Here is a 12,961-nt window from a genome sequence, read left to right as displayed (position 1 = left end):
GATTTCCAGTGCAGTTCGCCCGTATCAATGATGTCACGATCCACTATCAGATCATCGGCGCTGCCGGCGATAAGCCAGTGCTTGTCTTTGCCAATTCGCTCGGCACGGATTTCCGGATCTGGCGTGATGTGATCGTTCGGCTCGCAGGCGATTTTGCCATCGTTCTCTATGACAAACGCGGCCATGGCCTGTCCGATCTTGGCCAGATGCCCTACACGATGGAGGATCACGCCACCGATCTCGCAGGGCTGCTCGATCTGCTCGCGGTGAAAGATGCCGTTATCTGCGGCCTCTCGGTCGGCGGTCTGATTGCGCAATCGCTCTATCAGCGGCGGCCGGATTTGGTGCGGGCGCTGATCCTTTGCGATACGGCACATAAGATCGGTACGGTCGAGAGTTGGAACAACCGCATCGCCAGGGTCGAGGCCGAGGGCATCGAGTCGATTGCCGACGGCGTGCTCGAACTCTGGTTCACGCCCGCTTTTCGACGTCCCGAGAACACTGCTTTCGGCGGTTATCGCAACATGCTGATCCGCCAGCCGGTGGAAGGTTATGTCGCCACTTGCGCCGCTCTTCGTGATGCCGATTTCACCGAAGCGGCGAAAAGGATTGCAGTGCCGACCATCTGCATCGTCGGCGATCAAGACGGTTCGACGCCGCCGGAACTAGTGCTGTCGACCGCCAAGCTCATTCCGAATGCGCGTTACGAAGTCATCAAGGACGCAGGGCACATCCCTTGTATCGAGCAACCCGAGGCCCTGACCGCGGTCATCCGCGCTTTCATCGATTTTGCCTTGCATGGAGAAAAAGGCCCATGAATGACCCCTCCGAGCGCTACCTTCAGGGCATGGCGACGCGGCGCGCCGTTCTTGGCGACAGCCATGTCGACCGCGCCCAGTCGGGATCGACGGATTTCGACCGGCCATTCCAGGACCTGATCACGGAGGCCGCCTGGGGGCACGTTTGGTCGCGCCCGACGCTCAGCAAGCGTGAGCGCTCGATCGTGACGATCGCACTTTTGGCAGCGCTGGGTCAGGATGAAGAGGTAGCGATGCATGTTCGCGCCACGAGCAACACCGGCGCGACGCGCGACGACGTCTGCGAAGCATTGTTGCATGTGGCGATCTATGCCGGCGTGCCGGCTGCCAATCACGCGATCAAGATCGCCAAGCAGGTTTTCGAACAGATGGACGCCGAGAAAGCGGCCTGAAACGAGGCAGACATGTCCGACAAAACCAATAGCAAACCGGAGACCGGCGCTTTTTTCGCCCGCGACCGTGCCTGGCATCCACCGGCCTTTACACCCGGCTACAAGACCTCGGTTCTGCGCTCGCCGCAGCGGGCGCTCCTCTCACTGGATGGAACGATCTCCGAAATCACCGGGCCGGTATTTGGGCATTCTATCCTCGGCGAACTGGACAACGACCTGATCCATAACTTCGCCAAGCCGGGCGAAAGCGCGATCGGGGAGCGCATTATCGTGCATGGCCGCGTGCTGGATGAGCGGGGCCGGCCGGTTCCTGGCGTTCTGGTGGAATTCTGGCAGGCCAATGCCGGTGGGCGTTATCGCCACAAGAAAGAGACCTACCTTGCCGCTATCGATCCGAATTTCGGCGGCTGCGGCCGCGCCATCACCGACGAGGAGGGCCATTATGCCTTCCGAACGGTACGGCCGGGGGCCTACCCCTGGCCGAACGGCGTTAATGACTGGCGGCCGGCGCATATTCATTTCTCAATCTTCGGTCACGGCTTTGCGCAGCGGCTGATCACGCAGATGTATTTCGAGGGTGACCCGATGATCTGGAAATGTCCGATCGTGGGCACGATCCCTGACAAGGCGGCTATCGAGCAACTGATCGCTCCGCTTGACTGGGGCAACACCATTCCGATGGATGCGCGCGCCTATAAATTCGATATCGTACTGCGTGGCCGCCGCTCGACCCTGTTCGAAAACCGGCTGGAGGGAAACTGATGGTGCAGCAAATCGGCTACCTCAAGGAGACGCCGTCGCAGACGGCCGGTCCCTATGTCCATATCGGCCTCACGCCGAACTATTGCGAGATCGGTGGTATCTACGACACCGACCTCGGCATATCCATGGTCAACGACAAGACGCTTGGAGAGCGCATCACGCTCAAGGGCCGGATTCTAGACGGTGCCGGTGTGCCGGTGAAGGATGCCGTCGTCGAGATCTGGCAGGCAGACAGTGCCGGTCTCTATAACAGCCCTGCTGAAATGCGCGGCACGGCCGATCCGAACTTCACCGGTTGGGGCCGCTGCCCGACCAGCGCCGAAGACGGCGTTTTCCGCTTCGAAACCGTGAAGCCCGGTCGCGTTCCTTATAAGGACGGACGCCGGATGGCGCCGCATATCACCCTCTGGATCGTCGCACGTGGCATCAATATCGGATTGCATACGCGCATGTATTTTCCGGATGAGGCCGAGGCCAATGCGGAGGATCCCCTGCTTGCCCGCATCGAACATCGCGACCGCGTCGCCACCCTGATCGCCCGCAAGGAAGGATCGGTCTATACGTTCGACGTGCATTTGCAGGGCGACAAGGAAACAGTTTTCCTCGATATATAGGCCATGAGTATTTCCGCCTTCGATCACCCGTTCCTCTCCGGCCTCCTCGGCGATGAGGAGGTCTCCGCTTACTTTTCGGCGGAAGCCGATATCCGGGCAATGCTTACCTTTGAGGCGGCGCTCGCGAAAGCCGAGGCGCGGCACGGTATCGTCCCGCAGGAGGCGGCGCAGCGGATTGCCGAGATCTCTACCAGTTTCCAGCTCGATATTTTCAGCCTCAAATCCGCGACGGCGACGGATGGCGTCGTCGTTCCGGATCTTATCAAGCAATTGCGCAAGGCAGTCGGCGACGAAGCCGGGCAGCATGTGCATTTCGGCGCTACCAGCCAGGATGTCATCGACAGCAGCTTGATGATCCGTCTGAAGGCGGTAGCCTTTCTGCTCGCCGGCCGTCTCTTCGCCGTTGCGGCGGCGCTTGAAAAACTCGACAAGCAGCATGGTTCGAACCGCCTGATGGGCCATACCCGGATGCAGGCCGCTATTCCGATTACTGTCTCTGACCGCCTGCGCGCCTGGCGCGATCCGCTGGACAAATATCGCGATCGGCTGACGCAGGAGACCTTTCCAATCCAATTCGGCGGCGCGGTCGGCACGCTGGACAAGCTCGGATCCAAAGCTGCGGACGTTCGAGCGTCGCTGGCACAGGAGCTTGACCTCACTGACGAGCCGCAATGGCAGAGCCAGCGGGCAAGGGTTGCTGAACTCGCCGGTCTGTTCTCGCTGATTTCGGGCAGCCTCGGCAAGATCGGCCAGGATATCGCCCTCCTTGCACAGGCCGGCGACGAAATCGAGCTCGCCGGCGGTGGCGGCTCTTCCGCCATGCCGCACAAGCAGAACCCGGTCGCCGCCGAAGTCCTCGTATCGCTTGCCCGCTTCAACGCCGTTCAGCTTTCCGGCATCCATCAATCCCTCGTGCACGAGCAGGAACGCTCGGGCGCCGCCTGGACGCTCGAATGGCTGCTATTGCCGCCGATGGCGATGGCGACGGCCGCGTCGCTGCGATTGGCGCGGGAGCTGATCAGCAACGTGAGGCGATTGGGAGCGGCTGCTTAGCTCAGGACCTCAAGGCCGTGTTTCTGCACGATCGCCAGCAGTTTCAGCGCCATACCGCTCGGCCGTTTGGTGCCGCTTTCCCATTTCTGCACGGTCGACTCGCTAGTATTGAGATAGCGCGCGAAAACCGGTTGGCTGACGTGATTTTGTTCGCGTAGCGCTTTGATATCTGCCGGCTCGAGCGCTGGCGGAACAGCAAGGCAATCCTCGTCAAAGGAGCGCAATGTTTCCTTGTCAATCGCGCCAACCTTGTAGAGGGCTTCGGCGGAAGTGTGGATCGCCTCAAAGGCATCACTTTTGTATTTACGTGTTTTTGTCATTGCCGATCTCCACAAAATGTCCGATTTCCACCAAACGCTGAAGCTGCTCTTCGGAAAGGCTGGCATATGATTTGGCGAGCTTCCGAAATTTGAGCAATTCATCGTTTTCGATGTTTGCTCGATCCTGTTTCGCGAACAGATATTCGTAGACCCAAAACGTCCAGCGTTTGCCAATATGATCGAGCGATGCATATTGTCGTTCAACCGCTTTTTGAAAACACCGCCTCCGAGATCATCGACCTTGCCTTCGGCAACTTGTTTGATCGCCTTTAGAAGCTCGGTATCCGAAATATGGGCTTTGCGCGCGGCCTTGCCGAACCAACTCGTTTTGAATACTCGGGCGATCATGGATTTATGTAGCACCTGGTCCTACCGAATTCAACAATAGCGATTTCAAAATTTCGCTTCTCGCCCTATGCTTTCCGTCATCCAGAAACATAACTCATAAATTATGAATACGAGCATTTATTTCATTTTACATCACCATTTCACATGCCAGATTGGCAGTTGAAGCGGTTCATCAAGGCAAGCTGGTCCGGGAGCAGGCTGGCTGCGGGAGGAGAAAATATGAGACGGTTCGTTCTGGCCGCGATCGCGGCTATTGCCATGGGCAGTGCGGCCTATGCAGACACGATCAAGATCGGCGTCATCGGTCCTTTTTCAGGTCCGTTCGCCCTGCAGGGTAAGAACTTCAAGGCCGGTATCGACGCCTATATGGCAATGCACGGCAATAAGGTCGGCGACAACGAGATCGAAATGATCTATCGCGATGTCCCGCAAGCCGATCCGGCACAATCGAAATCCTCGGCGCAGGAACTGGTCGTCAAGGAGCATGTGCAGTATCTCGCCGGCTTCTATTTCACGCCGGACGCCATGGCCGTGACGCCGATTCTCAAGCAAGCCAATGTGCCGATGGTGATCTTCAACGCCGCGACATCGGCGATCGTCACCAAGAGCCCGCTGGTGGTGCGTACGTCTTTCACCACCTGGCAGACCTCGACGCCGATCGCAAAGGTCGCGCATGACAGCGGCGTCAAAAAGGTCATCTCCGTCGTCAGCGACTACGGTCCGGGCATCGATGCCGAAAATGCCTTCAAGGCAGGCTTCGAGAAGGCAGGCGGCCAGGTTGTCGAGGCTGTCCGCATGCCGCTGTCGACAAATGATTTCAGCCCGATCATGCAGCGCATCAAGGATTCAGGCGCACAGGGCGTTTTTGCCTTTCTGCCCTCGGGTCCGACCACGCTCGGTTTCGTCAAGGCCTACAACGAAAACGGCCTGAAAGGCGCCGGCATCAAACTGTTTTCGCCCGGCGACCTGACGCAGGAATCCGACCTGCCGGCACTCGGCGATGCAGCGCTCGGCATGCAGACAACGTTCCACTATTCGATCTCGCACGACTCTCCGGAAAACAAGGCCTTTGTCGCTGCCGCGGGCAAGGCGATCGGCAATCCGGCCGAACTCACCTTCCCGGCCGTCGGCGCCTTCGACGGCATGTATGTCATCTACAAGATGATCGAGGCGACCGGCGGCAAGCAGGATGCCCAGAAGGCCGTCGATGCGGTGAAGGGGCTCTCCTGGGTCAGCCCTCGCGGCCCGGTCATCATCGATCCGGAGAGCCGCCATATCACGCAGAATATCTATCTGCGCGAGGTCGCCAAGACGGCTGATGGCACATACATCAACAAGGAAATCCAGACCTTCGAAAAGCAAGGCGATCCGGGCCTTGCCGCAGCGAAATAAGGTCTGCCTTCATTTCATTCTCCCGGTTGCGCAGGAGTGGGCGGATTGCGTCCGCTCCGGTGGAGAAGGATCAAGGCAGGACCAGAAAAGGTAGTCGGACCAGCATCATGCAAACCGTGCTTAGCATAGCAGTGGATGCCCTCGCCTACGGCATGGTGCTGTTCGTGATTTCCATTGGCCTCTCCATCACCATGGGGTTGATGCGCGTCGTCAATCTGGCGCACGGCGCCTTCGCCATGATCGGTGGCTACATCGCCTCCTATGCCGCGCGTGATCTTGGCATCGGCTATGCGGCTGCGGTGCTGCTTGCCGTGGTGGGCACGGTGATCATCTCCATCCCGATCGAGCGGCTGCTTTATCGGCGCATCTACGGGGCGCCGGAATTGACGCAGGTGCTGATGACCATCGGCATCACCTTCTGCATCATCGGTATCGCCAACTATGTCTTCGGTCCGACTTTGAAGACCATTCCCTTGCCGAACGAGCTGCAGGGTTCCGTCAATCTCGGCTTCCGCACCATCGGCACGCATCGTCTCTTCGCGATCGTCTGCGGGCTGATCGTCGCGTTGGCATTGTGGTACACGATCGAAAAGACCTCGTTCGGCGTAAAACTCCGCGCCTCCGTCGACAACGCTTCGATGGCGGCGGCGCTCGGCGTGCGCACGGAGATCGTTTATGCCGTCAGCTTCGCCATTGCCGTCGGGCTTGCTGCTTTCGGTGGCGTTGTCGGTGCCGAGCTGTTGCCGGTCGAGCCCTATTATGCCCTGCGTTATATGGTGACCTTCCTCGTGGTCGTTTCGGTCGGCGGGGCCGGCTCCATTTCCGGGGCGCTGCTGGCCTGCCTCGTCCTTGGCTGCATCGATACGACCGGCCGCTATCTGATGCCGGAATATGGCGAATTCTTCTTCTATCTCGCCGTGATCGCCATCGTCTGTGTCTTCCCACGCGGCCTAGCCGGAAGGGCGAAGTGATATGGCACTGACCATGGATAGCGCGGCCATCGCTGCCGCCAGCAAACGCCGGGCACTTAGTCGCGATGCCGTCGCCATAGCGATCATCCTCGTGTTGGCAGCAGCCGGTTATCTGTTGTTTCCCGACAATCTCGCACTTCTGACGCGGTTGATTGCCATCGCCCTGCTGGTTTTGTCGCTTGATCTGGTGACCGGTTATTGTGGCGTGGCGACGCTCGGTCATGCGGCCCTGTTCGGGGCCGGCGCCTATGCCGCAGGTATCGCATCGGCGCATTACGGCATCAACGATCCCCTGGTCATGACGCTTGCCGGCATCGTCGGCGGTGCAGTCGCCGGATTGATCTGTGGCATCGTCATCCTCAGAGCACAGGGCTTGCCGCAACTCGTGCTGTCAATCGCGCTGATCTATCTCTTCCACGAATTCGCCAATAAGGCCTCGGATTGGACTGGTGGCAGCGATGGACTTTCCGGCATCTCCGCCGATCCTCTGTTCGGTCTGTTCGAATTCGATCTCTATGGGCATACGGCTTATATCTATGCTGTAGCACTTTTATCGATCATATTGATCCTGCTGCGCTTTATCGTACGCTCACCCTTCGGCATGCTCTGCCGCGGTATCAAGGAAGACCCCTTGCGTATCCGCGCCATGGGCGCCTCGCCAAAGATGGTGCTGATCAAGATGTATGTCATCTCGGGCGCTGTCGCCGGCGTCGGTGGCGCGCTGAACGCAATCTCCACTCAGGTTGTCGGCCTCGACAGCCTCTCCTTCACACAATCGGCCGAGGCGCTGGTCATGCTTGTGCTCGGCGGCACCGGTTCCCTGTTCGGGGCGCTCGCCGGCACGCTGATCTTCATGCTGTTCGAAGATTATGTCTCGGCCGCCAATCCCTTCCATTGGCTGACCATAGTCGGCCTGCTGCTGATCGTCGTCGTGCTGTTTGCACCGAAGGGCATCTACGGCACGGCCGCAGCCTATCTCGCACGCAGCCGGGAGGCGCGTTCATGAGCGCGATTTTCGAGGTTGATCATCTGAACAAGGCTTTCGGTGGACTGACTGTGACCAACGATGTCAGCCTGTCGATGGCGCCGGGCGATCGTGTGGCGCTGATCGGACCGAACGGTGCCGGCAAGACCACTTTCGTCAATCTGGTCACCGGCAATCTGCGGCCAGATTCTGGTGCCGTCCGTCTTGGCGGCGAGACAGTGACAAAGGTCGACGCCATCGGCCGCGTCCGGCGCGGACTGGTGCGCTCGTTCCAGGTAACGCGGCTTTTTCAGGACATGACGCCGGCCGAGCATGTCGGTCTTGCCATTTTGCAGCGCTCCGGCCGCTCCGGCCGTATGTTCGGCAATTTCCTGGCCATGCGCGACGTTATGGCGGAGACCAGCGATCTGCTCGGCACCTTGGGCCTCGGCGATCTCATGCACCGCAAGGTCAGGGAGATTGCCTATGGCCAGCAGCGGCTGTTGGAGATCGCCGTTGCCATGGCGTTGAAGCCGAAAGTACTGCTACTCGACGAGCCCGCCGCCGGGGTCCCGCAGAGCGATACCGGCCGCATCGAGCAGGCGCTGGCCGATCTGCCCGGCGATCTCGCCGTGCTGATGATCGAGCACGACATGGATCTGGTCTTCCGCTTCGCCAAACGTGTCGTGGTCCTGGCCGCCGGCACCATCATTTTCGACGGCTCGCCCGCCGACGTCACCAGGGATAAGCGGGTACGCGAGGCCTATCTGGGGAGCTACGCCAATGCCGGCCACGCCGCTTGAAGTGGAAAATCTGTGCGCCGGCTATGGGCCGACGCGGGTGCTCGAAGGTGTTTCCTTTTCCGTTCCCGCCGGTGCGCGGCTTGCCGTGCTAGGCCGCAACGGCATGGGCAAGACGACACTGCTTGCAACACTCGCCGGCCAGACGCGCCGCTATGACGGCCGCATCCGGATGGGGGCGGCCGACGTGACTGGCCTTCCGAGTGCCAAACGAGCGCATCACGGTCTCGGCTATGTGCCACAGACGCGCGACATCTTCCCGACGCTGACGGTCGAGGAAAACCTCTCTGTCGGTTTGAAGGGTCGCCCGAAGACCGCCTTGCAGGAAGCCTACGACATGTTCCCACGCCTCAAGGAACGCCGCAGAAATCTCGGCAACCAGCTCTCCGGCGGAGAACAGCAGATGTTGGCGACGGCACGGACTATCCTTGGCCGCCCCTCCGTGCTCCTCCTCGACGAACCACTGGAGGGTTTGGCGCCCGTGATCTGCGAAGAACTGATGGCCGCCTTCGCCAATCTCGCCAAGACTGGCGATATGACCATCCTGCTGGTCGAACAGCGCATTCAGAGCGCACTCGATTTTGCCGATCAGGTGATCATCCTTGAGCGCGGACGGCTAGCCTGGCAGGGAACGCCTGACGCTCTTTCCCAGGATCATAGTGCCGTTGAACGCCTGCTTGGTGTCGGCGACCTGCACTAAACAATCCCCCTGGCATTGCCGCGAACAAACCAGCCTTGAGTCGGATTCATCGTTGACGATAAAACATCGACGATTTATCGATATTTTATAATCGAAATTCGGGCGGTTTTGATGGAGGCGGTCTTGTCGGGCAGCGTAGCGGGTCATTGGGATTTCTGGATTGATCGCGGTGGCACTTTTACCGATATCGTCGGACGCGATCCCGCGGGAGAACTGCACGCGCGGAAGGTCCTTTCGGAAAATCCGGAGGCTTATCGCGACGCCGCCGTGTACGGCATCCGTCTACATCTCGGCCTGACGAATGGCGAGCCGATCCCCGCCGGCTTGATCGGCGAGGTGCGCATGGGCACGACGGTTGCCACCAATGCGCTTCTGGAGCGCAAGGGCGAGCGTCTGGCGCTCGTGACGACGCGGGGGTTCCGTGACGCGCTGCGCATCGGCTATCAGGAGCGCAAGAAGATCTTCGCAACCGAAATCATCAAGCCCGAAGCGCTCTACGATGATGTGGTGGAGATCGAGGAGCGCGTGCTTGCCGATGGCACGGTGGAGCTCGCCCTCAACGAGCAGGCAGCGGAAGCGGCGTTGCGCGATCTGCGCGCCAAAGGCTATCGCGCCATCGCCATCGTCTTCATGCATGCCTATAAATTCCCGGCGCATGAGGCAGCCGTTGCCAGGATCGCAAGGCGTCTCGGCTTCGAGCAGGTCTCGGTCAGCCATGAGGTCTCGCCGCTAATCAAGCTGGTCGGTCGTGGTGATACGACCGTGGTGGATGCCTATCTCTCGCCGGTGCTCGGTCGTTACATTAGCCAAGTCTCGGAAGAGCTTGATATTGCTCGCACGGGCGCGCGCGTCATGTTCATGATGTCGTCCGGCGGATTGACCGCTGCCGACATGTTTCAGGGCAAGGACGCCATCCTCTCAGGCCCGGCCGGCGGTGTGGTCGGTCTTGCCAAGACCGGCGAGCAGGCCGGGTTCGCCAATGTCATCGGCTTCGATATGGGCGGCACGTCGACGGATGTAGCGCATTTCGACGGCGAGTATGAGCGCGCTTTCGAGACGGAAGTTGCCGGTGTCCGCGTCCGCGCGCCGATGATGCTGATCCATACGGTGGCGGCCGGCGGCGGCTCGATCCTGCATTTTGATGGCGACCGTTTCCGCGTCGGCCCGGATTCTGCCGGCGCTTTTCCCGGCCCCGCCTGTTATCGCAATGGCGGCTCCTTGGCCGTGACCGATGCCAATGTCATGACCGGTAAGCTGCTGCCGGAATTCTTCCCGGCGATCTTCGGGCCGAACCAGGACCAGCCCCTGGATGTCGAAACGGTGCGCGGCAAGTTCGCCGAACTGGCCGCCGAGATCGGCGATGGCCGCAGCCCGGAAGAAGTGGCTGATGGTTTCATCCGCATCGCCGTTGCCAACATGGTCGAGGCGATCAAGAAGATTTCGGTGCAGCGCGGCTATGACGTGACGCGCTATGCCCTCAACTGCTTCGGTGGCGCCGGCGGCCAACATGCCTGCCTGGTTGCTGACGCGCTCGGCATGAAAAGCATTCTCCTGCATCCGATGTCCGGCCTGCTCTCGGCCTATGGCATGGGCCTTGCCGATATCAGGGCTACGCGACAGAAGGCGCTTGGCGTGCCGCTTGACGATACCGCGCCGGCCGCCATCGCCGCATTGGGCAAAGAATTGCTGGGCGAATGCGTGCCGGAGCTACAGGCGCAGGGCGTCGCCACAGGCGATATCCGCACCGTCGAGCGCGCTCATATTCGCTATGCCGGTACGGATACGATGCTGGCCGTCGAGGTCACCTTCCCCGAGATCGACAATTCTGCGCGACTGCGCAGCGAATTCGAAGTGCTGCACAAGCGCCGCTTCGGTTTCGTCGCCGAGGATAAGCCGCTGGTGATCGAGGCGGTCGAAGTCGAGACGATCGGAGGTGCAGCCGCCGAAGTCGACGCCGAGCGGACAGAGGCAGGTCAAGGCGAAGCCGATGCCACTCGCCGCACATCCTTCCATTCCCAGGGCGAAAGCCATGACGCGGCCGTCGTACTGCGCGAGGCGATCCTGCCCGGGCAGACAGTGACCGGGCCTGCCATCGTCATCGAGCCGAACCAAACCATTGTCATCGAGGATGGTTGGCAGGCGATGTTGACTGCGAAGGATCACATCATTCTGACCCGCATCAAGGCCTTGCCGCAACGCACGGCGATCGGCACGAAGGCTGATCCGGTGATGCTGGAGATCTTCAACAATCTCTTCATGTCCATCGCCGAGCAGATGGGCGTGACGCTGCAGAACACCGCTTACTCCGTCAATATCAAGGAGCGGCTGGACTTCTCCTGTGCCGTCTTCGATGCCGAGGGCAATCTCGTTGCCAATGCACCACACATGCCGGTACATCTCGGCTCCATGGACGCCTCCGTCGCGACTGCCATCCGCGAAAACCCGGTCATTCATCCCGGCGACGTCTTCCTGATCAATGCGCCCTATAATGGCGGCACCCACCTGCCGGACCTGACTGTCTGCACGCCCGTCTTCGACGATACCGGTAAGGAGATTCGTTTCTGGGTCGCCAGCCGCGGCCATCACGCCGATATCGGCGGCATCTCACCCGGGTCCATGTCGCCCCTTGCCACCCATATCGAAGAGGAAGGGGTCTATATCGACAATTTCAAGCTCCTCGATCGCGGCCGCTTCTGCGAAAACGAGCTGGCGAAGCTTTTGACTGGAGCCCGCTATCCGGTGCGCACGCTGGCGCAGAACATCAACGACCTGAAGGCGCAGGTCGCCGCCAATGAGAAGGGTGTCGCCGAGCTGAAAAAGATGATCGTCCACTTCGGCGAAGAGGTGGTCGATGCCTATATGGGCCATGTCCAGGACAATGCGGCCGAAAGCGTGCGTCGCGTTCTCGATCGCCTGCCGGATGGCGAGTTCAGTTATGAGATGGATCAGGGCTGCAAGATCGTCGTCAAGATTTCGATCGACAGAAATAAGCGTGAAGCGACCGTGGATTTCACCGGCACCTCGGAGCAACGCGCTGACAATTTCAATGCGCCGCAGCCGGTGACCCGTGCTGCCGTGCTCTATGTTTTCCGCGTGCTGGTCGAAGCCGATATCCCGATGAATGCCGGCTGCCTGAGGCCGGTCCGGATCATCATCCCCGACGGGACGATGCTGACGCCGAAATATCCGGCTGCCGTCGTTGCCGGCAATGTCGAGGTCAGCCAGGCCGTCACCAACTGCCTGTTCGGTGCCGTCGGCACGCTTGCCGCGGCACAGGGGACGATGAACAATCTTACCTTCGGCAATAATGCCTATCAATATTACGAGACGATCTGCTCCGGCGCGCCGGCCGGTCCGGGCTTCAACGGTGCCGATGCGGTGCATACGCACATGACCAATTCACGCCTGACCGATCCGGAAATTCTCGAGACCCGCTTTCCCGTCGTGCTGGAGGATTTCCACATTCGCCCGAACTCCGGCGGACGCGGCAAGTGGAACGCCGGCAACGGAACGCAACGGACCATCCGCACCCGCGAGAAGCTGGAATTTGCGATACTCTCCGGCCATCGCCGCGTCGCGCCGTTCGGCGTCAAGGGTGGCGAACCGGGCCAGACCGGCCGCAATTATGTCCGGCGCAACGATGGTGTGATCGAGGAGTTGATAGGCGCCGCCCATACGGTGCTGGACGTCGGCGAAGCTTTCACCGTCGTCACACCGACCGGCGGCGGTTACGGCAAACCGGGGGCATAAAGACGATTGCCAACAATTGAATCTTATCGATAATTTGTTGACAAAATGCCTTTGTCACATAGTCTGCCTGACGCACT

The 12,961-nt window shown here is 60.2% G+C and carries 12 protein-coding genes and 1 pseudogene; 11 read left to right on the top strand and 2 right to left on the bottom strand.

What is annotated here, in order from left to right; genetic code table 11:
- Nucleotides 1-8 precede the first annotated feature (8 nt).
- From pcaD to NXC24_RS28280, 5 genes are read left to right on the top strand one after another with little or no spacing between them, the layout of a single operon-like run.
- Entirely contained in the window at nt 9-818 is an 810-nt protein-coding gene (gene pcaD / locus NXC24_RS28300; protein WP_104826694.1) for a 3-oxoadipate enol-lactonase, read from the top strand.
- The gene (gene pcaC, locus NXC24_RS28295) at nt 815-1,210 is read left to right on the top strand and encodes a 4-carboxymuconolactone decarboxylase (RefSeq protein WP_104826693.1); all 396 of its coding nucleotides are present in this window, start codon (nt 815-817) and stop codon (nt 1,208-1,210) included. The genes pcaD and pcaC overlap by 4 nt, the downstream gene beginning before the upstream one ends.
- 12 nt (nt 1,211-1,222) lie before the next feature.
- Nucleotides 1,223-1,972: a protocatechuate 3,4-dioxygenase subunit beta gene (gene pcaH / locus NXC24_RS28290; protein WP_104826692.1), complete on the top strand. Its 750-nt coding sequence runs from the start codon at nt 1,223-1,225 to the stop codon at nt 1,970-1,972.
- Nucleotides 1,973-1,974: 2 nt separating this feature from the next.
- Nucleotides 1,975-2,586: a protocatechuate 3,4-dioxygenase subunit alpha gene (pcaG, locus tag NXC24_RS28285; RefSeq protein ID WP_199773659.1), complete on the top strand. Its 612-nt coding sequence runs from the start codon at nt 1,975-1,977 to the stop codon at nt 2,584-2,586.
- Between the two features lie 3 nt (nt 2,587-2,589).
- On the top strand, nt 2,590-3,639 hold the full coding sequence (locus NXC24_RS28280) for a 3-carboxy-cis,cis-muconate cycloisomerase (protein ID WP_104826690.1): 1,050 nt from the start codon (nt 2,590-2,592) through the stop codon (nt 3,637-3,639).
- Here NXC24_RS28280 and NXC24_RS28275 read toward each other — a convergent pair.
- On the bottom strand, nt 3,636-3,959 hold the full coding sequence (locus NXC24_RS28275) for a DNA-binding transcriptional regulator (protein ID WP_104826689.1): 324 nt from the start codon (nt 3,957-3,959) through the stop codon (nt 3,636-3,638). The genes NXC24_RS28280 and NXC24_RS28275 overlap by 4 nt on opposite strands.
- Nucleotides 3,943-4,307 (bottom strand): annotated as a pseudogene (locus NXC24_RS28270) (type II toxin-antitoxin system RelE/ParE family toxin). The gene NXC24_RS28275 and the pseudogene NXC24_RS28270 overlap by 17 nt, the downstream one beginning before the upstream one ends.
- Before the next feature lie 219 nt (nt 4,308-4,526).
- On the opposite strand from NXC24_RS28270, the gene NXC24_RS28265 reads away from it, so the two are divergent.
- The 6 genes from NXC24_RS28265 (at nt 4,527) to NXC24_RS28240 (ending at nt 12,884) form a co-directional block, all read left to right on the top strand.
- Nucleotides 4,527-5,699, top strand: a complete 1,173-nt coding sequence (locus tag NXC24_RS28265) for an ABC transporter substrate-binding protein (RefSeq protein ID WP_104826688.1) — start codon at nt 4,527-4,529, stop codon at nt 5,697-5,699.
- Nucleotides 5,700-5,806: 107 nt separating this feature from the next.
- Complete coding sequence (locus tag NXC24_RS28260; protein WP_104826687.1) at nt 5,807-6,670, top strand: branched-chain amino acid ABC transporter permease; 864 nt, start codon at nt 5,807-5,809, stop codon at nt 6,668-6,670.
- A 1-nt stretch (nt 6,671) separates the two neighbouring features.
- Entirely contained in the window at nt 6,672-7,676 is a 1,005-nt protein-coding gene (locus NXC24_RS28255) for a branched-chain amino acid ABC transporter permease (RefSeq protein ID WP_104826686.1), read from the top strand.
- Complete coding sequence (locus NXC24_RS28250; RefSeq protein WP_104826685.1) at nt 7,673-8,437, top strand: ABC transporter ATP-binding protein; 765 nt, start codon at nt 7,673-7,675, stop codon at nt 8,435-8,437. The genes NXC24_RS28255 and NXC24_RS28250 overlap by 4 nt, the downstream gene beginning before the upstream one ends.
- A complete protein-coding gene (locus tag NXC24_RS28245) occupies nt 8,418-9,134 on the top strand; it encodes an ABC transporter ATP-binding protein (protein WP_104826684.1) in 717 nt (238 codons plus the stop codon). Before NXC24_RS28250 ends, NXC24_RS28245 begins: the two co-directional genes overlap by 20 nt.
- A gap of 111 nt (nt 9,135-9,245) precedes the next feature.
- A complete protein-coding gene (locus tag NXC24_RS28240) occupies nt 9,246-12,884 on the top strand; it encodes a hydantoinase B/oxoprolinase family protein (protein ID WP_104826683.1) in 3,639 nt (1,212 codons plus the stop codon).
- The last annotated feature ends 77 nt before the right edge of the window (nt 12,885-12,961 follow it).

Origin of the sequence: Rhizobium sp. NXC24 (assembly GCF_002944315.1) — a bacterium.
Taxonomy (GTDB): Bacteria; Pseudomonadota; Alphaproteobacteria; order Rhizobiales; family Rhizobiaceae; genus Rhizobium.
Note: the sequence above shows the minus strand (reverse complement) of the source record. Positions and strands in the feature narration are given on the sequence as shown.